The following is an 18,379-nucleotide window of genomic DNA, read 5'->3' as shown; positions in this document are numbered from 1 at the left end:
GGAGGTATGAAGCATGCTCATTGCATTGCAGGGCGCCGTTTCGCAGGGCGTCCTCTGGGGCATCATGGTGCTCGGCGTGTTTATCACGTTCCGCCTGCTCGACATCCCCGATATGACCTGCGACGGCAGCTTTGCCCTCGGCGGCTGTGTTTGCGCCGTGCTCATCGTCAACAATAACGTCGACCCGCTGCTCGCCGTGCTGGCCGGCATGTGCGCCGGCGCCATCGCCGGCGCTGTCACGGGCATCTTGACCACCGTTTTTGAGATTCCTGCAATCCTCGCCGGAATCCTTACGCAGATCAGTCTGTGGTCCATCAACCTGCGCATCATGGGCAAATCCAACACGCCCATCCTTGCCAAGGGCACCATCTTCTCATCCGTCAGCCACATGACGGGCCTGCCGCAGTCCACTGTTGCCATTATCCTGGGCATTGTGCTGGCCGTGGCCATCGTCGCCATCCTGTACTGGTTCTTTGGCACTGAGATCGGCTCGGCGCTGCGTGCCACCGGCAACAACGAGTACATGATCCGCGCCCTGGGCGTTAACACCAACACCACCAAGATGATCGCCCTCGTGCTCTCCAACGCCCTCATCGGCCTTGCCGGCGCGCTCATCTGCCAGAGCCAGAAGTACGCTGACATTGGCATGGGCACCGGTGCCATCGTTATCGGTCTTGCCGCCATTGTTATCGGCGAGGTGCTCGGCCGCCTGCTGCCCGGCGGTCTGACGCAGTTTAGTGTCCGTCTTGCCTCTGCCGTCTTTGGCTCCGTGGTGTACTTCCTCATTCGCGCCATCGTGCTGCAGCTGGGTATGGATGCCAACGACATGAAGCTGCTCTCCGCCGTGATCGTTGCCGTGGCCCTGTGCGTGCCCGTGGTTTGGGAGCGCTACAAGCTCCGCAGCTCCTATACGAGGGGAGATGAGGCAAATGCTTAAGCTCTCGCACGTCAAAAAGACCTTTAACAAGGGCACCGTCACCGAGAAGCGCGCACTCACCGGCGTCGACCTCACCCTTAACGACGGCGACTTTGTGACCGTGATCGGCGGCAACGGCGCCGGCAAGTCCACGCTGCTCAATATGATCGCCGGCGTGTATCCGCTCGATTCGGGCGTTATCGAGCTCGACGGCACCGACATCTCGCGTCTGAGCGAGTCGCAGCGCGCCAAGTACCTGGGCCGCGTGTTCCAGGACCCCATGCGCGGCACCGCAGCCGACATGCAGATTGCCGAGAATCTGGCCCTCGCCAAGCGTCGCGGTCAGCGTCGCGGTCTTTCGTGGGGCGTCACCAAGGCCGAGAAGGACGAGTACGTTGAACTGCTCAAGCGCTTGGACCTCGGTCTGGACACGCGCCTCAACGCCAAGGTCGGCCTGCTCTCGGGCGGCCAGCGCCAGGCACTCACCCTGCTGATGGCCACGCTCACCAAGCCACGCCTGCTGCTGCTCGACGAGCACACCGCGGCCCTCGACCCCAAGACGGCTTCTAAGGTGCTCAACCTGACCGAGGAGATCGTCGACGAGAACCACCTGACCACACTCATGGTCACGCACAACATGAACGACGCCATCCGCCTGGGCAACCGTCTGATCATGATGCACGAGGGCCATGTGATCTACGACGTGGCCGGCGACGAGAAAAAGTCGCTCACCGTGGCCGACCTGCTGCAGAAGTTCGAGGAGGTCTCGGGCGGCGAGCTCGCCAACGACCGCATGCTGCTGAGCTAACGACCTAGAAAACCACCAAAAACCTGCCAAAGAGGGACAGGTTTATTTTGGCAGGTTTTATCTGCACAAACGTCAAAACCGCCGCAAAGGGACAGGCGCCCTTGCGGCGGTTTTCGCATATCATGTCGATAATCCAGCGTCAGCAGGGACCACTGGTCAAGAACTAAGGAAACTGCCTTGAGAAGATTTCTTCCCCGCCGTGCAAACCTTATACCCACCAAGAAGCCTGTCCGAATTTGATCGGACGGGCTTCTTGGTGGGTATCATGGTTGAACGATCATGAGGAGGTTTCCCTACATGGAATTGTTTGAGCCAATTCTTCATTTCTTTGCACAACGATGGGTCCACAACATCATCTGGGCAGGTATCTTGGCCATCGGCACCGCCGTTGCCGCCAAGATCGCGTCCAAGACCCTGTACCACCTGCTCAACCGCGACGATAACCCACTCCCTTCATCAAGCATCTTCATCAACATCGCGCGCGCTGTCATCTGGATGATCGGAGGCAGCTTTATCCTCGACAACTGCTTTGGCATTAACGCAAACGCCCTCGTTGCCGCTCTTGGCGTCGGCGGCATCGCCATCTCGCTCGGCTTTCAGGACACGCTGTCAAACCTTATCGGCGGCATGCAGGTGACCTTTATGGGCATCATCAAGCCCGGCGACAATATCGAGGTCGGCGGCGTGTCGGGCGTGGTCCAAGACATCACCTGGCGCCATACGACCATCGAGGACGCCTGCGGGCAGACCATCATCGTCCCCAACTCCAACATCTCCAAGAACACGCTCGTGCACCTCATGCCCTTTGGACGCGTTGCCGTGCCCGTCGCGGTCAAGGACACGTCCAAGTGGGCTTCACTGGACGCGTTGGCAGATGAGCTCACCGACGCCACTAAGGCCGCCGTGCTTCCCATCTCGGGCTTTGACAAGGAGCCCTACGTGCTCTTTAGCGAGATCGGTGACTTTGGCATCAAGGGCAAGATCATCTTTATCGTCAGCGACGACAGCACCACTTTCACTGCAGCCGACGCCTGCATCCGCGCCATCGCCCCCATCATCGCCTAAAACCACCACAAAGAGGACAGGCACCTTCGTGGTGGTTTCGCATCGTGGTACCATGGTTTATATCGTTGTTTAAACGACTAAGGGAGTAAACACCATGGAAGAGGCCTATCGTCAAGCACGCAAGCGCGGCGAGCAGGGACGCCGTCGCGCCATCAGCCAAAGCGAGCACCCGTACCTTACGGACCTCGACGGCCTCGTTTCCCAGCTCCCCTTAGGCCAGCGAGAGAGCGTCGGTCTGAGGGACATTCCGCTCGAAATGGTCGTCGGCACGGTCACCAAAGGCCGTCAGTCTGCCTTTTCGTGTAACTTTATGCCCCTGCTGCCGTTTAACACCGAGTTCGCCCGCAAGTGGTCCAACCTCTACGACATCCAGGTGACCGAGGGCTATCGCGACCCCATCATCGTCACCGAGTTCATGCATCGGTTCTATGTCCAGGAAGGCAACAAGCGCGTCAGCGTCCTCAAATTCCTGGACGCCCCGACGGTTTCGGCCAAGGTCACCCGTCTCTACCCCGGCAAATGGGATTCCGTCGAAAGCCGCCTGTACGGCGAGTTCTGCGCGTTTTGGCGCGTCTGCCCCCTATACGAGATCGAGTTCTTGCGTGAGGGAAGCTACGAAACGCTCGCCAAAATGCTCGGCCAGAACCTTATCGAAAAATGGCCGCAGAAAAAGGTCGACTACCTGCGCCATACCTTCCTACTCTTTAAGCGCGCCTACCTGCGTGCCGGCGGCGACCATCTGGACATTACGCCCGCCGACGCTATGCTCGTTTACCTCAATGTGTACAGCCAGGACCGCCTGCTGGATACGCCGACGGATATCGTCGTAAACCGCCTGTGCAAGATTTGGCGCGAGCTGGTCATCGCCGGCAAAAATGACGAGGAGAAGGTCAATCTTGTCGAAGCGCCGAGCGTCGATGAGGATATAGCACCCGCCAAGTCCACCTCCGGCGTGCTCAACTTCTTTATGGGCAAGACCGTCTATTCGGCGGCCAACCCCCTGCGCATCGCCTTTATCCATGAATTCCCCTGTGCATCGTCGAGCTGGGACAGCTTGCACGACCAAGGGCGTCAGTATCTCGATGAGCACTTTGGCGGTATCGTGCGCACCGAGGCGTTCGAGGACTGCCACGATCCGGACGCGTTCTACGCCGCCGCGGAAACGGCTGTCAAACATGGAGCAAACGTCATCTTCTCGACCTCGCACCGCCTGATGGAATACACGCTCAGGGCTGCCGTTGAGTATCCTCGGGTTCGGTTCCTCAACTGCTCTATCGGCCTTCCCCACCAAAGCGTGCGCTCGTATTTTGGCAAAATGTACGAGGCCAAGTTCCTCCTGGGCGCCCTTGCTGCCAGCATGGCGGACAACCACCGCATCGGTTACCACGCGTCGGTCTTTGCGTCGGGCGCGCTTAGCGAGATCAACGCCTTTGCCATCGGCGCCTCGTTGCTCGACCCTCGCGCGCAGGTAATCCTTACCTGGGGCGATGTGCCCGCCGGCGGCCTTGCCGAGGCCATGTGCCGCGAAGGCGTGAGCGTCATGACCGGCGCCGACATGTCAAAGTCGCTCGAAGACCCCACGGCCTACGGACTCCACCGCCTGGTCGATGGCAAGGTCGTCGGCATCGCCATGCCGGTATGGAACTGGGGTCGATACTACGAGCTTATCGTGCGAAGCCTGCTGCATGGCACCTGGGATGAGACCAGTGACGATAGCCAGGTTCGCGCCGTCAACTACTGGTATGGTATGAGCTCGGGCGTTATCGACATTCGCTACGCTCCGGGCCTGCCTTATCAGACGCGCAAGCTTGTTCAGCTGCTCCGCAATGGCATCGTCGAGGGCTCCATCAATCCATTTGGCGGCGAACTCCATAGCCAAGACGGCGTGGTGCAGATCGAGGGTTTTCCCCCATTGCCGAGCACGCAAATCGTCGAGATGAACTGGCTGGCCGACAACGTGGTGGGCACCATTCCGCAGCCCAGCGATGAGCCGAAGGTCCGCGCCCTATGAAAATCCTTGCCGTAGCCGATACAGAAGAACGATGCCTTTGGGAATGTTTTCACAAGGAACGCTTTGAGGGTGTTGACCTGATTTTGTCCGCCGGCGATCTGGACCCGGACTATCTTGAGTTTTTGGTCACCGTCATCAACAAGCCGCTCATCTACGTGCGCGGCAACCACGATGACCGCTATGCACGTCATGCACCGGGTGGATGCATCTGCGTCGAAGACACCGTGTACGTGTATCGCGGCGTCCGCATTGCGGGGCTTGGCGGCTCCATGCGCTATCGAGATGGTGCCAACATGTACACCGAGCGCGAGATGACCAAGCGCATGCGCAAGCTCTCCCGCAAAGTGAGGATGGTCGGCGGCTGCGACATCCTGCTCACTCACGCGCCCGCCGCCGGCATGGGCGACTTGGATGATCTGCCGCATCGGGGATTCGACTGCTTTAACACAGCGCTTGAGTCCTGGAGCCCCGACTACATGGTGCACGGACATGTGCATCAAAGCTATGGTCCAGATTTTCAGCGCGAGCGGCAACACACGTGCGGGACAACGATCATCAACGCCTGCGGCTATACGCAGTTTGAGCTGGACGAGGCGCGCTACCCCATCCGTGGATGGCAGGCAGCCTGGCTCAATTCGCAAACCATGCGCCGCGAGCTCAAGCGCCACGAGGCAATCGAATCCTCAACCGCCAGAACACCCTGGTAACCACTTTTAAGGCTTGACGCTGCGCCGGCCCCAAGCGCCCCATCTCGCCCCTCAAGCCGTCGCTCGCGTACCAAAGTACGCGTCGCTCCTCTTTCGGGGCGACCTGGGGCACTTGGAACCGGCTCGCTGCGATGCCATAACATTGACGCCAAAGTGCCAAAACCACCACAAAGGTGCCTGTTCCCTTTGTGGTGGTTTTGGCCCGAGATAGCAAGAAACCCGGTCCTGCACGAGGCAGAACCGGGTTTCTTTAGCAATGCTTGCTTTGCTCAGGCAGTAACTAAAAGTTACTCAGCCAGGAAGTCGCGCTGGACAGCGGGATCGACCTTGACGCCAGGGCCCATGGTGGAAGACACGGAGATGGACTTGACGTACTTGCCCTTAGCGGAAGAGGGCTTGACGCGCAGAATCTCGGTGTACAGGGCAGCGTAGTTCTCGACGAGCTGCTGCTCAGAGAAGGACTTCTTGCCCAGGGGCACGTGGCAGATGCCGTAGCGATCGGCGCGATACTCAACGCGGCCGGCCTTGAGCTCGGAGACCATCTTGGCGACGTCCATGGTCACGGTGCCGAGCTTGGGGTTCGGCATGAGGCCACGGGGACCAAGGATCTTACCGATGCGGCCAACCTTGGCCATCATGTTCGGCGTAGCGATAGCGGCGTCGAAGTTGATCTCGCCCTTCTGGATCTGGGCGACGAGCTCGTCGGAACCGATGATGTCGGCGCCGGCAGCCTCGGCCTCGCGAGCCTTCTCGCCCTCGGCGAAGACGGCAACACGAACGGTCTTGCCGGTGCCGTGGGGCAGAGAGATGGAACCTCGGATGTTCTGGTCAGCCTTACGAGTATCGATGCCCAGACGGAAGTGGGCCTCGACGGTCTCGTCGAACTTGGCGGTGTCGAGCTCCTTGATGAGCTTGGCAGCCTGAAGGGGGGTGTAGAGCGTGGCGCGGTCGATCTTCTCGGCAGCGGCGTTATAGCTCTTACCATGCTTAGCCATGTGCATTACCTCCTGTGGTTAAACGGGCTTATGCCCTCCCACATCGTATCGTGTGCCCTATTGCACACATATAACGGGCGCTCCGGTCGGAGCACCCGTCATTACCTAAAGAAATCGTTACTCAGCGATGGTGACGCCCATGGAACGGGCGGTACCGGCGATGATCTTCTTGGCGGCGTCAATGTCGTTGGCATTGAGGTCCGGCATCTTGATCTCGGCGATCTTGGTGAGCTGCTCCTGGGAGAGCTGACCAACCTTGTCGGCCTGGGGCTTAGCGGAACCAGACTTGAGGTTCAGCTCCTTCTTGATGAGGTGAGCCGCCGGCGGGGTCTTGGTGATGAAGGAGAAGGACTTATCCTCGTAGACAGAGATCTCAACGGGGATGATGTCGCCCTTCTTGTCCTGCGTCTCGGCGTTAAAGGCCTGGCAGAACTGCATGATGTTCACGCCAGCAGCGCCCAGGGCGGGGCCGACGGGAGGAGCGGGGTTAGCGGCACCAGCAGGAATCTGGAGCTTAATGACGTTGGCAACCTTCTTCTCAGCCATGGTCATTCCTTTCGAATCACGAGTGTGAAGTACTTGCTATATCGTAAGCACGCACGTGTTAGAAGCACTCCTGAGATGAGCAGTCACAGAAGAAGCACGCTCGCGCGAACGGACGAAAACTTAAGCGATGACAGCGACCTGGTTAAAGTCGAGCTCGACCGGCGTCTCGCGGCCAAAGATCATCAGCGTGACCTTAAGCTTGCCAGCCTCGGTGTTAACCTCGGAGACCTTGCCATCAAAGTCGGTAAGCGGACCATCGGTGACACGGACGGACGTGCCGACCTGAATATCAACCGAGGTGCGCTTGGGCGAATCGCCCTTACCGGGACGACGAGTCATCTTGTTGTACTCGTCGCGGGAAAGCGGAGCGGGCTTGCCGTTGCCGCCCAGGAAACCGGTGACGCCAGGCGTGTTACGAACACACGTCCAAGCATCGTCATCCATCTCCATGCGGACCAGGACATAACCCGGGAAGATCTTGGAATCCTTGGTCTCACGCTTGCCACCCTCTTTAATCTCGGTGACACGCTCCATAGGAATCTCGATATCAAAGATACGGTCCTGCATGCCCATAGTCTCGATGCGATGCTCGAGATCGGACTTAACGCGGTTCTCGTATCCAGAGTAAGTGTGAACGACGTACCAACGCTTAGACATGGTTTAGCCCCTCAATCCAGAGAACAGAGCAAGAGCCTCGCCAAAGCCAGCATCGAGCAGAGCGATGACGACGCCGACGACGATCAGAGAAGCGCAAACGACGACCGAGTAGTTCACGAGCTCCTTCTTATCGGGCCACGTGACACGCTTCATCTCGGACTTGACCGAAGCGAAATACTTCTTGGTGCGGGCGAAGAAACCAGGCTTCTCGTTCTTCTTGGACTTCGCAGCCTTCTCGTTCTTCTTGGCAACGGCCTTCTTGGCCTCAACCTTGGAGTTGGCGGCAGCGTTGTTGGCAGGCGCCTGCTGCTGAGCCTTCTTCTTGTTCTTCTTGTTGGCCATTTGGGTTACCTCCGCGCAATGCGCTTATACATGAGTAAACCGTAAGCCCCCAATTGGGAGCTTACGGAATAATGACTGGCACGCCAGGAAGGACTCGAACCCTCAACACTCGGTTTTGGAGACCGATGCTCTACCAATTGAACTACTGGCGTATGTGACTAGAGACTAGCGAGTCTCTTTGTGCAGCGTGTGGTGACGGCACCAGGGGCAATACTTCTTGATCTCCATACGATCAGGCATGGTCGACTTGTTCTTGGTGGTCGTATAGTTGCGGCGCTTGCACTCAGTGCACGCAAGAGTAACTAGAGTACGCATGTATCCTGAACCTTTCATTTCCGCCCCGTACGGGCACGAGTTGATACTTTATCAGCTCTACGTAAGTGCTGTCAACGAAAACCTCGAATCAATTGGTTCTCGGTGAACCCATTCATATTTGGAACACATCAATGGAGCCAACGAGATCTAATCGACGGTGCACCCAGGACCATTATCGATCCTCTCGACACCAGCAACGGCTCAATATCCATTGCAGAAAAGAACCCGGCACCAATATAAGTGCCGGGTTCTCTAAGTCAGCTATATCAAAGAGCTAATTTACTCAATGATCGTGGAGACGATGCCCGAACCGACGGTGTGGCCGCCCTCGCGGATAGCGAAGCGCAGCCCCTCCTCCATGGCAATCGGGTGGATGAGGTCGCCCTCGATGGTGATGTGGTCACCAGGCATAGCCATCTCGGTGCCCTCGGGGAGCTTGACCGTACCGGTAACGTCGGTGGTACGGAAGTAGAACTGAGGACGATAACCATCGAAGAACGGGGTGTGACGGCCGCCCTCCTCCTTGGTCAGAACGTAGATCTCGCCGGTGAACTTGGTGTGCGGGGTAACCGAACCGGGCTTGCAGAGAACCTGGCCGCGCTCGATGTCCTCGCGCTTGATGCCGCGGAGCAGCAGACCGACGTTGTCGCCAGCCTCGCAGAAGTCCATGGACTTACGGAACATCTCGATACCGGTAACGACGGTGTTCTGGGTATCCTTGATGCCGACGATCTCGACGGGCTCGTTGAGTTTGAGCTCACCGCGCTCGACACGGCCGGTAGCAACGGTACCACGGCCGGAGATGGTCATAACGTCCTCAACGGCCATCAGGAAGGGGAGGTCGTTGTTACGAGCAGGCGTCGGGATGTACTCGTCGACAGCCTTCATGAGCTCGCGGATGGCGTCCATCCACTTGGCGTCGCCCTCGAGAGCGCCCAGAGCGGAACCACGGATGACGGGGATGTCGTCGCCGGGGAAATCGTACTCGGAGAGGAGCTCACGGGTCTCCATCTCGACGAGGTCGATGAGCTCGTCATCGTCGACCATGTCGCACTTGTTCAGGAAGACGACGATGTAGGGAACGCCGACCTGACGGGCGAGCAGGATGTGCTCGCGGGTCTGAGCCATGGGGCCGTCGGTAGCGGCGATGACCAGGATAGCGCCGTCCATCTGAGCAGCACCGGAGATCATGTTCTTGACGTAGTCAGCGTGGCCCGGGCAGTCAACGTGAGCGTAGTGACGGGCAGCAGTCTCGTACTCGACGTGGGAGACGGAGATCGTAATGCCGCGCTCGCGCTCCTCGGGAGCCTTGTCGATGTTCTCGAACGCAGTGAAGTCAGCCTTGCAGCCCTCGGTCTCGGAGAGAACCTTGGTGATGGCAGCGGTCAGCGTGGTCTTGCCGTGGTCGACGTGACCAATGGTGCCGATGTTAACATGCGGCTTAGTGCGCTCAAACTTCTCTTTGGCCATAAAGCCCTCCTCTTAACAGGTCGTCCCCGGACGGGACTTTGCCTTTATACCATAGTGGCCTCTCAACATACTATTGAGAAGCCACCGTGTTACCTATGGTAGCGGTGACTGGATTCGAACCAGTGACGCCACGGGTATGAACCGTGTGCTCTAACCAACTGAGCTACACCGCCGGATGGAGCCTGCAACCAGACTTGAACTGGTGACCTCTTCGTTACCAACGAAGTGCTCTACCGACTGAGCTATACAGGCACTTGACGGGTGGGAGCTATAGGATTCGAACCTATGTAGGCAGAGCCAACGGGTTTACAGCCCGTCCCCATTAACCACTCGGGCAAACTCCCAATCGTTCAAGTATCCGCAGGTCCTTTGGTCTTTTGGACCGCCGCCCCCGCGAACGAAGAAGATAATACGATGCCACCTTGGGGGCTGTCAACGAAAACCTCTAGATACACGGTGCCGGGCGTATCTATATACCTTTGACCTGCGGTTTTGCTGAGTTTGGATATGAAGGAAGGTGAATTTGCATATAGCGGTGACATTTCCCGAGGGAACACTTTTGCGTAGTGGAGTGAGCCTGCAGAATATTACTTCGATAACGACTCATTTGCACCTATATATAGGTTGAGATCGGGCTTCCCAGACAGAAGATTGCTCTTCCCAGGCAAAATCGAGCGTGGATAATCTCCCACTTTTGGCGTGCCATCGAGTCCAAAGTGGCAGATTATCCACGCTCATTAACTAGGCGGGAGATTTTCCACCCTCGTTTGTCCGGAAATCCTCGCTCAGCCAGGATGACTGGGACCGGTCCGGCCTTTATCTCAATCTGTAACATCTAGAGAATATTTTCTCCCCTATCTGTTACAAATCGAGATATTACGCAGAGACCCCAGCTTACGTCTCATTCTGTAACAGTATGAACGGTTTTCAGCTTCTTCGTGTTACAGATCGAGATGCTATCGGCCATCCCTTGGCATTGTCTCAATCTGTAACTATAAGGAGGGTTTTCAGCCTCTTCGTGTTACAGATTGAGACAAACCTGAAGCTTGGTTAGCACCAAACCTACTGACTTATCAACATAAATAGAAACGGGCCCTGTCCCACAAGGAACAGAGCCCGAAACTCTCATGGAGCCAGTGACAGGAATCGAACCTGCAACCCACTGATTACAAATCAGTTGCGCTACCGTTGCGCCACACTGGCACACTCGGCGCTTTCGCGCGAAGCCTGTTAAGAATAATGGAATTGCGGACGGGGCGCAACAGGCCCTTTGACCGATCACATCTCAAAACCCTTCGTCAGAACGAATAGTTTTATCTGTTCGCCAGAACCAAAAACTATTCGTTTTGACGAGGCCGACCTGCAACCCACTGATTACAAACCAGTTGGTTGGTCAATCGAGAAAGTAGCCCCCATTGAAGGTCTACCTACCTCCCGCGCAGGGCCTTGAGCTTGGCCAGGGCATCGGGGCTCAGGCGACTGCCCAGAGTCATCTTGATCTGCGGAGCTTCCTCTGCCTCGTGCACGTCGTTATCGATCTGTTTGATCTCGTCCACCAACATGCGGCTCGAGATGCGCGTAACACCCTTGCCCATGACGACGGCCTGGATCGTGCCGTCGCTCGACACCACGGAGCACGCGCGGCCTTCCTCGCGCGCCTCGATGCAGAGCTTCTGCACCACGGTATCGGCCGATACGCCCGTCGGCGAGAACTCGATGCGCACGCCGCGGGCAGGCAGATTAGGGCGCTCGCTGGAGATGTTTCCCGCGCCGTCGAACACGATCACGGCCTCGTAGCGGCCCTGGGCAAAGGCGGCGACGTCGTTGATGAGCGCGGTGCGCGCCATATCGTGGACGTCGCTGGAATATGGATCGTCGGAATGGTCGTAGATGAGCTTTTCGTAGCGCGGCGTGCAGTGAATCACGTTGTAACCGTCGACCACCAGCAGCTCGGGCTTATTGGAGTGCACCGTCGAGACCGGATCGGCGATGGCCTGCGCAAACGCATTGCCGCCCACGCCATAGGTCGCGGCCGAAACAATCGGCTTGGCCGAGCCTTCGCCAAAGCGCTTGGCCTTGGACTTGGCGCGGTTCTTCTTGGACATGTGCTACTCCTCCCCCATGAGCTCGCCGGCGTTGCGACGCAGCCACTCAAAGCACAGCGCCGTGGTCGCCTGGGCAACATTGAGGCTCTCGGTCATGCCGCGCTGGGGAAGCTTGGTCAAAAAGTCGCATTTCTCGAGCACCAGGCGCGAGATGCCGTCGCCCTCGGAACCCATGACAAGCGCCACGCGGCCCTCGAAGGGAGCATCCCAGCAACTGCCCTCGGCGTGCTCGGAGGCACCGCCCACCCAAAAGCCAGCGGCCTTGAGGTCATCGAGCGCACGGGCGATATTGGGAACCTGCGCGATGGGCAGATGCATGACGGCGCCGGCAGAAGTCTTGTAGCTGCCGACAGTCACACCGGCGGCGCGCTTGTTGGCAATGATGACACCCGCCGCGCCCACGACTTCGGCGGAGCGCACGATCGCACCAAAGTTGCCATCGTCGGTCACATGGTCGAGCACGACGACGAGTGCCGGTCCGTCACCCGCGCGGTCGAGAATATCGGCGATATCAGCATAGGGGAAGTTACCAACCTCGAGCGCAATGCCCTGGTGAGCGCCATGGCTCGACAGCGCGTCGAGCTGCGCGCGCTGCACATACTTAATGCGGACACCTGCGGCGTTGAGGTCGTCGACCAGGTGCGACAAGGCGGCATCGCGCTCCCCGCCCTCAGCGATGAGCGCGCACTTGACGGGAAAGCCGGTACGCAGCGCCTCGGCGGCAGCACGGCGGCCTTCGATAAACTCGCCCTTGGGAGCCTGGACAGCATCGCGGTTGCGATCGCGCTGCGGACGCGCGGCCTGGGTGCGATCGTGCTGGCCCTTGGGAGCGGCAGCGCGGTCATTGCGGCGAATCGAACGCGAGCCAGAAGCAGCCTGCTTGCCGCCACGAGGCGCACGCTTGCGATTGTCGGCCATAAAGCGACCTCCTAAATACAACTATCAAACGAAACAAATAGACCGACCGCCCGAGGTGCGGCAGATTGCCTTGAAAGAGGAGGGCATAGACCTTGAGGTCATGCCCGACGATTGAAAGGCAAGGTGCCGTGGCTCGGGCGGTCGGTACGGGTTTTCCAAGTGCCCGAGATTACCGTGAAAGAGGAGCGACGCGTACTTGAGTACGCGAGCGACGGTTTGAACGGCAAGGTCGGGTGCTTGGGAAACCCGCGGGGATTAGAGAGATTTGATACGAGTGCCCGCGGCAGTATCCTCGATCGTCAGCCCCAGGTCCTTGAGCTGGTCGCGGATGGCGTCGGCCAGATCCCAGTTCTTGGCGGCGCGGGCTTCGGCGCGGGCCTCGAGAATCTTGGCAGCAGCCTCGTCCACGTCGTCGCCCGTGTAGGCGACCAGGCCGGCGGCAACGCCTAGCAGACCCAGCGGCAGCTCGACCTTGGGCACGGGGAGCTCAACGCCAAACGTGTCGAGCAGCTCGACCAGCGTATCGGCGGCAGCAAGCGCGGCGGCCTTGTCGGCAGCATCGCCCGCCTGCTCCAAGTACTGGTTGCACTCGGTCACAAAGCCAAAGACGGCACCCATGGCACCAGCGGTGTTAAAGTCGTCGTCCATGCACTCCTTAAAGGCAGCACGAGTCTCAGCGGCCTTGGCGGCAAATGCCTCGGCGGCAGCCACATCGGCATCGGCCGTCGCATGGTTCGCGGCCCAGCGCAGGTTCTCGACCGTACCGGCGATACGCGTGAGCGAGTTCTCGGCACCCTCCAGGCGCTCCCAAGAAAAGTCGAGCGGCGAGCGATAGCTCGTCTGCAGCATCAGCAGGCGCAGGGCGGCAGCGGAGTGCTGCTCGAGGACCTCGGCCAGCGTAAAGAAGTTGCCGAGCGACTTGGACATCTTCTCGCCGTCTACCAGCAGCATGCCCGTGTGCATCCAGGTGTTGGAGAAGCCCTGGTGCCAGGCGCAGGTGGCCTGGGCGCACTCGTTCTCGTGATGCGGGAAGGCAAGGTCGGAGCCGCCGCCGTGGATGTCGATCGGAGTGCCCAGGTAGCGATGCACCATGGCGGCGCACTCGGTGTGCCAACCGGGACGGCCCTCGCCCCAGGGGCTCGGCCAGCTGGGCTCGCCGGGCTTGGCGGCCTTCCACAGGGCAAAGTCGAGCGGGTCGTTCTTGTCCTCGTTCTCCTCGATGCGCGCACCAACCATAAGGTCGTCGATGTTGCGGCCCGAGACCTGACCATAGTTGGGATCGCTGCGCACGGCAAAGTACACATCGCCGTTATCGGCTGCGTAAGCGTGGCCCTGCTCGATAAGCGTCTTGATCATGGCGATCATGGGGCCGATCTCCTTGGTGGCGCGGGGGCGCACATCGGGATCGAGCACGTTGGCGGCGCGCATGACGCCGATGAACTTGTCGGAGAACTCCGTCGCGACCTCGGCAGCCGTACGGCCCTGCTCGTTGGCGCGCTTGATGATCTTGTCATCGACATCGGTGAGGTTCTGGGCGAACGTGACCTCGTAGCCGCTCGCGATGAGCCAGCGACGAATCACGTCAAAGCTGATGAACGTGCGGGCATTGCCGATGTGGATGTTGTCGTAGACCGTGGGGCCGCACACGTACATGCGGACCTTGCCGGACTCGATGGGCTGGAACTCTTCCTTTTTATGGGTAGCGCTGTTGTAGATACGCATTCGTTACTCCTTAACGGTTTTCTGTAGCAGGCAGACGGCCCAGGCGCCGATTCCCTCGCCCTGGCCTTCCCAACCGAGCTTTTCGGTCGTAGTGGCGGCGACGCCTACATTTTCGACGTCAACGCCCAGGGCATGGGCAAGGTTGGCGCGCATGGCATCGCGGTGCGGGGTGATCTTGGGTTGCTGACAGGCAATGGTGCAATCGGCATCGACAAACTCAAAGCCCAGCTCGCGCGCATAGTCCATCACGCGAGCGAGCAGCACCATCGAATCAGCACCCTCGTAGGCAGGATCGGTGTCGGGGAATAGCTTGCCGATGTCTCCCCCGCGGCAGGCGCCCAGAATGGCGTCGGCCAAGGCGTGCACGAGCACATCGGCATCCGAGTGGCCCAGCAGGCCGCGCTCGTAGGGAATGTCGACCCCGCCGATGATACATCGACGCCCCTCCACCAAACGGTGGACGTCGTAGCCGTGGCCAATGCGCAGGTTACTGAACATGGGGAAGGTCCTCTCCCTCGGCCATGCGACCGAGCAGAATCGCGGTTACGGGACGCAGGTCCTCGGGCACCGTCACCTTAAGGTTATCGCGCGGGCTCTGGACACAGCGGACGCGCCCGCCCATGCGCTCGACCAGCGATGAATCGTCGGTACCGATAAAACCCTCGGCGATAGCAGCGGCGTGAGCACGCTTCATGGCGTCGACGCTAAAGATCTGCGGCGTCTGCGCGGCCCAATAGAGCTCGCGCGGCGGCGTCTCGACGATATTATCGCCGTCGACGATCTTGAGCGTGTCGATCGCGGGCTGACCGCACACGACACCGTCGAGCGAGCGGTCGCCCATGAGCACGTCGATAGCGTGGCCGATGGCCTCGGTCGTAATGAGCGGACGAGCGCCATCGTGGATGGCAACGTATTCAAAGCCCGCCGGAACCGCATGCACGCCGGCACGAGTGGAATCCTGACGGGTATCGCCGGCATCGGCAAAGCTGATGGGCGTGTCATAGTCAAACGGGTCGATGGCCAGGCGGCGCATCTCGGCACGGCGCTCGGCAGGACAAACCACGACGATGTGGCCGACCTTATCGCTACGATCGAACGCGCGGATGGACCAGCTCATGAGCGGACGGCCCGCCACGTTAACGAGCTGCTTGCCGCCGGGATTTCCAAAGCGCTGGCCGCTGCCACCGGCAACGACCACGGCGCATACGGGCGCCATTATGCGTTCCCCTGTTTGGTGCCCTTCATGCGGTACAGCGAGTCCGCAAGAATGGCAGGGTTGTTGACGCCAAAGTCGCCCAGGCGCTCCGGATCCTCGTTAATGTCGTCCATGAGCTCCTGCAGCGAGCCGTACTCGTCGACGATCTTCTCGGCCACGCCGTCGCGCACGACGGACACGCGCGAAAGCGTGCGCAGGCCCAGCGGCGTCATGACGGAGTCCTCGTCCAGGTCGTCGTAACCCAGAACTGCCGCCACGTGCTGCGGGTCGGACAGGTCCTTAGGCGTCATGCGAGCGAGCTCTGCACGAATCTTCTCGGCATTAGCCTCGGAGGAATCGCTCGCGTAGTCGCGGATCATCAGGTCGTATTCGGTATCCATGCTGGAACCGGCGAGCTGCTCGAGCTGCATCTGCACGAGCTTGCCCTGGTTGCCCAGCTTGACGATGCAATCCTTAAGCTCGGTCTTTGCCTGCTGCATGATCTCGAAGCTCGAGAAAATACCGGTAATGTCGGCGAGCGTAACGTAGTCGTCGAGCTCGAGGGCCGTCAGGCGCAGCAGGGAGCGGTCGAGCGACTGACGGGTGGTCTGGAGCGTGGCGACGAGCTGGTTGACCGAGCTCATGATGGTGGTGACGGGCTGGATCTCGTAGCTCTTGCCGTGAACGTACACGTTAACGACGGCACGACGGGCCGAGACCGAGATCACGATGGCATCGGTGAGCACCGACATGCGAGCGGCGGTGCGGTGACGCATGCCCGTCTCGCTCGTGGCAAGCGAGGGATCGGGATTGAGGTGGAAATTGGCGCGCAGGATCTGGGTGAGGTCGCCGTCGATGACGATGGCACCGTCCATCTTGGAGAGCTCGAACAGACGGTTCGAGGTGAACGAAATGTTGAGCGGGAAGCCGTCGTTACCGGCAGCGAGCACGTTTTCGGTGTCGCCGACGCAGATAAGGGCGCCCAGGTGACCGGCGATGATCATGTCGAGGGCGGTGCGGATCGGCTGACCAGGTGCCGTCAGGCGGATGGCCTGTTCCATACGCTTTTGCAGCTCGTTCTTATCCAAGGCATCGCTCCCATCGTATACGCTCCATAAACGCTAAATAGTTTCTCACGGTTTGTCCCCACGGCGCTTGCGAAATACGATGCTTACAGAATGAGCGAACACCGCTGAGGGCCCAACCCAAATGGGCTGCTTATGTGGTAGCATCGGGATTCACATGAATGAGGGAGTAGTCGCGTGACCGGATTCGCCTCCGGCGGCGCGGTAAGTCAACACACTGGCCGATGCGGCCTGGCTTGCCTTAATGAACGAGACTCGTGGCTGTGCGCGCAACGCGTACGCCACGGGTCTTTTTTGTTGCTCCCCCGCCAGAAGTACACGCGGGTTCGCCCGCAGAGAGGGAGCCAGACTATGGGACTCGCCGAGCTCGTGCTGCTCGCCGTTGGCCTTTCGATGGACGCCTTTGCCGTTTCCATCTGCAAGGGTCTCGGCATGAAAAAGATCAACCTTAAGGTCGCCGTAGTGCTCGGCCTGTTCTTTGGCGGCTTTCAGGCCGGCATGCCCGTAATCGGATGGGCGCTTGGCAGCCAGTTTATGGGCATCATCGGCCCCATCGACCACTGGATCGCCTTTATCCTTTTGGCCTTTATCGGCGGCAAAATGCTGTGGGAGGCCTTTACCGAGGACGAGGATGAAGGCGACGGCAAGGATGCCGAAAAGATTGACCTGGGCGAGTACCTGATCCTCGCCATTGCCACCTCAATCGACGCCCTAGCCGTGGGCATCTCATTTGCCGCGCTCTCGGTTGACATCGTGCCCGCTGTATCGCTTATCGGCGTCACAACGTTTATCTTCTCCGTCGCCGGCGTAGCGATCGGCCACACCTTTGGCGCGCGCTACGAAAAACCCGCCACCATCGTGGGTGGCGTCGTGCTCATCCTTATCGGCCTCAAGATTCTGCTGGAACACTTGGGGTTTTTGGCGCTGTAAAACACCCTTCAAAACTAAACGTCCGGGCAAGGTCTCATGCAGAGTTTTGCATGAGGCCTTTTCATGCAGACTTTTGCATGTCATACTGATATGCAAAAGTCTGCATGTTTGGAGATCGCCGTGGACACCCTTCCCATCACCACACCGCGCCAAGCTGGCATCTACGTGCGCCAGGCACGCGAGGCGCAGGGTCTCACCCGTGCGACCCTCGCTAAAAAGGCCGGTGTTTCGGAGCGCCTGCTCGCATCGCTCGAGCTGGGCGACGCCACCGGCATTCGACTCGACAAGCTGCTGGCGGTTTTCGGTGCTCTCGGACTTGCTCTAGTTGCTCAAGGGAATATCGACGACACGAAACATGAGCAGCCAACCGACGCCCCGCATGCCGATTTGCAACCTTGTAGCACCCCCAGGTGCCATCACGCTCAACGTCTTCACCATCGCAACCGACGCGGCGCAGCCATTCCAGCTCTTCCAGATACCCTCTTTACGTCCGAGTTCTACGACAAGGCCTTCGCCGATTTCGCCATGTCCAATCTCGGAGTCTCGATTGCCGCAAGCGCATCTGCCCAAACCAAGCCCGAAGGAAGATAGC

19 protein-coding genes and 5 tRNA genes are annotated in these 18,379 nt (G+C 59.4%); 7 read left to right on the top strand and 17 right to left on the bottom strand.

The genetic code is table 11. The features are described 5' to 3' along the window. Positions 1-13 precede the first annotated feature (13 nt). The 5 genes from AB5Z20_RS02100 to AB5Z20_RS02080 all read left to right on the top strand — a co-directional run bounded on the left by AB5Z20_RS02100 (position 14) and on the right by AB5Z20_RS02080 (position 5,507). Positions 14-937: an ABC transporter permease gene (locus AB5Z20_RS02100; protein ID WP_349114972.1), complete on the top strand. Its 924-nt coding sequence runs from the start codon at positions 14-16 to the stop codon at positions 935-937. After that, positions 930-1,724: an ABC transporter ATP-binding protein gene (locus AB5Z20_RS02095; RefSeq protein WP_022093887.1), complete on the top strand. Its 795-nt coding sequence runs from the start codon at positions 930-932 to the stop codon at positions 1,722-1,724. The genes AB5Z20_RS02100 and AB5Z20_RS02095 overlap by 8 nt, the downstream gene beginning before the upstream one ends. A gap of 297 nt (positions 1,725-2,021) precedes the next feature. Beyond that, positions 2,022-2,789 (top strand): mechanosensitive ion channel family protein, encoded by a 768-nt coding sequence (locus tag AB5Z20_RS02090; protein ID WP_368156082.1) that lies wholly within the window; start codon positions 2,022-2,024, stop codon positions 2,787-2,789. A gap of 94 nt (positions 2,790-2,883) precedes the next feature. Then, positions 2,884-4,800 (top strand): BMP family ABC transporter substrate-binding protein, encoded by a 1,917-nt coding sequence (locus AB5Z20_RS02085; RefSeq protein ID WP_368156081.1) that lies wholly within the window; start codon positions 2,884-2,886, stop codon positions 4,798-4,800. Then, positions 4,797-5,507 (top strand): metallophosphoesterase family protein, encoded by a 711-nt coding sequence (locus tag AB5Z20_RS02080; protein WP_368129906.1) that lies wholly within the window; start codon positions 4,797-4,799, stop codon positions 5,505-5,507. Before AB5Z20_RS02085 ends, AB5Z20_RS02080 begins: the two co-directional genes overlap by 4 nt. Positions 5,508-5,794: 287 nt before the next feature. Here AB5Z20_RS02080 and rplA read toward each other — a convergent pair whose 3' ends face one another. The 17 genes from rplA to disA form a co-directional block, all read right to left on the bottom strand. Continuing rightward, positions 5,795-6,502, bottom strand: a complete 708-nt coding sequence (gene rplA, locus AB5Z20_RS02075) for a 50S ribosomal protein L1 (RefSeq protein WP_022093892.1) — start codon at positions 6,500-6,502, stop codon at positions 5,795-5,797. A gap of 117 nt (positions 6,503-6,619) precedes the next feature. Next, positions 6,620-7,048, bottom strand: coding sequence for a 50S ribosomal protein L11 (gene rplK / locus AB5Z20_RS02070; RefSeq protein WP_022093893.1), 429 nt, complete (start codon positions 7,046-7,048; stop codon positions 6,620-6,622). Between the two features lie 120 nt (positions 7,049-7,168). Next, complete coding sequence (nusG, locus tag AB5Z20_RS02065; RefSeq protein WP_006234984.1) at positions 7,169-7,705, bottom strand: transcription termination/antitermination protein NusG; 537 nt, start codon at positions 7,703-7,705, stop codon at positions 7,169-7,171. Positions 7,706-7,708: 3 nt separating this feature from the next. Next, the gene (secE, locus tag AB5Z20_RS02060) at positions 7,709-8,047 is read right to left on the bottom strand and encodes a preprotein translocase subunit SecE (protein ID WP_006234983.1); all 339 of its coding nucleotides are present in this window, start codon (positions 8,045-8,047) and stop codon (positions 7,709-7,711) included. A 76-nt stretch (positions 8,048-8,123) separates the two neighbouring features. Next, a tRNA-Trp gene (locus AB5Z20_RS02055) sits at positions 8,124-8,199 on the bottom strand. 13 nt (positions 8,200-8,212) lie between these two features. Then, on the bottom strand, positions 8,213-8,362 hold the full coding sequence (gene rpmG / locus AB5Z20_RS02050; RefSeq protein ID WP_022093895.1) for a 50S ribosomal protein L33: 150 nt from the start codon (positions 8,360-8,362) through the stop codon (positions 8,213-8,215). Positions 8,363-8,641: 279 nt separating this feature from the next. Continuing rightward, a complete protein-coding gene (gene tuf, locus AB5Z20_RS02045) occupies positions 8,642-9,832 on the bottom strand; it encodes an elongation factor Tu (protein WP_035137538.1) in 1,191 nt (396 codons plus the stop codon). Positions 9,833-9,928: 96 nt separating this feature from the next. After that, positions 9,929-10,005 (bottom strand) — tRNA-Met (locus tag AB5Z20_RS02040). A 3-nt stretch (positions 10,006-10,008) separates the two neighbouring features. Continuing rightward, positions 10,009-10,084 (bottom strand) — tRNA-Thr (locus AB5Z20_RS02035). A 10-nt stretch (positions 10,085-10,094) separates the two neighbouring features. Beyond that, positions 10,095-10,176, bottom strand: a tRNA-Tyr gene (locus AB5Z20_RS02030). A gap of 784 nt (positions 10,177-10,960) precedes the next feature. Then, positions 10,961-11,035: transfer RNA gene (locus AB5Z20_RS02025), tRNA-Thr, on the bottom strand. 224 nt (positions 11,036-11,259) lie between these two features. Continuing rightward, entirely contained in the window at positions 11,260-11,937 is a 678-nt protein-coding gene (locus AB5Z20_RS02020; protein ID WP_368129905.1) for an NYN domain-containing protein, read from the bottom strand. Positions 11,938-11,940: 3 nt separating this feature from the next. Beyond that, positions 11,941-12,855, bottom strand: coding sequence for a 23S rRNA (guanosine(2251)-2'-O)-methyltransferase RlmB (gene rlmB / locus AB5Z20_RS02015; protein WP_368129904.1), 915 nt, complete (start codon positions 12,853-12,855; stop codon positions 11,941-11,943). A 255-nt stretch (positions 12,856-13,110) separates the two neighbouring features. After that, a complete protein-coding gene (cysS, locus tag AB5Z20_RS02010; RefSeq protein ID WP_368129903.1) occupies positions 13,111-14,577 on the bottom strand; it encodes a cysteine--tRNA ligase in 1,467 nt (488 codons plus the stop codon). Positions 14,578-14,580: 3 nt separating this feature from the next. Next, positions 14,581-15,075, bottom strand: coding sequence for a 2-C-methyl-D-erythritol 2,4-cyclodiphosphate synthase (ispF, locus tag AB5Z20_RS02005; RefSeq protein WP_368129902.1), 495 nt, complete (start codon positions 15,073-15,075; stop codon positions 14,581-14,583). Further along, positions 15,065-15,793, bottom strand: a complete 729-nt coding sequence (gene ispD / locus AB5Z20_RS02000) for a 2-C-methyl-D-erythritol 4-phosphate cytidylyltransferase (protein ID WP_368129901.1) — start codon at positions 15,791-15,793, stop codon at positions 15,065-15,067. The genes ispF and ispD overlap by 11 nt, the downstream gene beginning before the upstream one ends. Beyond that, a complete protein-coding gene (gene disA, locus AB5Z20_RS01995) occupies positions 15,793-16,833 on the bottom strand; it encodes a DNA integrity scanning diadenylate cyclase DisA (protein WP_438265642.1) in 1,041 nt (346 codons plus the stop codon). Before disA ends, ispD begins: the two co-directional genes overlap by 1 nt. Positions 16,834-17,208: 375 nt before the next feature. On the opposite strand from disA, the gene AB5Z20_RS01990 reads away from it, so the two are divergent. Beyond that, on the top strand, positions 17,209-17,787 hold the full coding sequence (locus tag AB5Z20_RS01990) for a manganese efflux pump MntP family protein (protein WP_368129899.1): 579 nt from the start codon (positions 17,209-17,211) through the stop codon (positions 17,785-17,787). Between the two features lie 63 nt (positions 17,788-17,850). Continuing rightward, the gene (locus tag AB5Z20_RS01985) at positions 17,851-18,378 is read left to right on the top strand and encodes a helix-turn-helix domain-containing protein (RefSeq protein ID WP_368129898.1); all 528 of its coding nucleotides are present in this window, start codon (positions 17,851-17,853) and stop codon (positions 18,376-18,378) included. Position 18,379: the final 1 nt, after the last annotated feature.

The sequence above is a fragment of the Collinsella aerofaciens genome (genome assembly GCF_040910245.1).
Lineage (GTDB): Bacteria > Actinomycetota > Coriobacteriia > Coriobacteriales > Coriobacteriaceae > Collinsella.
Note: the sequence above shows the minus strand (reverse complement) of the source record. Positions and strands in the feature narration are given on the sequence as shown.

Coding starts and splice junctions, on each gene's coding strand:
- AB5Z20_RS02100 (WP_349114972.1), top strand. CDS start 14: ATGCTCATTGCATTGCAGGGCGCCGTTTCGCAGGGCGTCCTCTGGGGC.
- AB5Z20_RS02095 (WP_022093887.1), top strand. CDS start 930: ATGCTTAAGCTCTCGCACGTCAAAAAGACCTTTAACAAGGGCACCGTC.
- AB5Z20_RS02090 (WP_368156082.1), top strand. CDS start 2,022: ATGGAATTGTTTGAGCCAATTCTTCATTTCTTTGCACAACGATGGGTC.
- AB5Z20_RS02085 (WP_368156081.1), top strand. CDS start 2,884: ATGGAAGAGGCCTATCGTCAAGCACGCAAGCGCGGCGAGCAGGGACGC.
- AB5Z20_RS02080 (WP_368129906.1), top strand. CDS start 4,797: ATGAAAATCCTTGCCGTAGCCGATACAGAAGAACGATGCCTTTGGGAA.
- rplA (WP_022093892.1), bottom strand. CDS start 6,502: ATGGCTAAGCATGGTAAGAGCTATAACGCCGCTGCCGAGAAGATCGAC.
- rplK (WP_022093893.1), bottom strand. CDS start 7,048: ATGGCTGAGAAGAAGGTTGCCAACGTCATTAAGCTCCAGATTCCTGCT.
- nusG (WP_006234984.1), bottom strand. CDS start 7,705: ATGTCTAAGCGTTGGTACGTCGTTCACACTTACTCTGGATACGAGAAC.
- secE (WP_006234983.1), bottom strand. CDS start 8,047: ATGGCCAACAAGAAGAACAAGAAGAAGGCTCAGCAGCAGGCGCCTGCC.
- rpmG (WP_022093895.1), bottom strand. CDS start 8,362: ATGCGTACTCTAGTTACTCTTGCGTGCACTGAGTGCAAGCGCCGCAAC.
- tuf (WP_035137538.1), bottom strand. CDS start 9,832: ATGGCCAAAGAGAAGTTTGAGCGCACTAAGCCGCATGTTAACATCGGC.
- AB5Z20_RS02020 (WP_368129905.1), bottom strand. CDS start 11,937: ATGTCCAAGAAGAACCGCGCCAAGTCCAAGGCCAAGCGCTTTGGCGAA.
- rlmB (WP_368129904.1), bottom strand. CDS start 12,855: ATGGCCGACAATCGCAAGCGTGCGCCTCGTGGCGGCAAGCAGGCTGCT.
- cysS (WP_368129903.1), bottom strand. CDS start 14,577: ATGCGTATCTACAACAGCGCTACCCATAAAAAGGAAGAGTTCCAGCCC.
- ispF (WP_368129902.1), bottom strand. CDS start 15,075: ATGTTCAGTAACCTGCGCATTGGCCACGGCTACGACGTCCACCGTTTG.
- ispD (WP_368129901.1), bottom strand. CDS start 15,793: ATGGCGCCCGTATGCGCCGTGGTCGTTGCCGGTGGCAGCGGCCAGCGC.
- disA (WP_438265642.1), bottom strand. CDS start 16,833: ATGGAACAGGCCATCCGCCTGACGGCACCTGGTCAGCCGATCCGCACC.
- AB5Z20_RS01990 (WP_368129899.1), top strand. CDS start 17,209: ATGGGACTCGCCGAGCTCGTGCTGCTCGCCGTTGGCCTTTCGATGGAC.
- AB5Z20_RS01985 (WP_368129898.1), top strand. CDS start 17,851: ATGCAGACTTTTGCATGTCATACTGATATGCAAAAGTCTGCATGTTTG.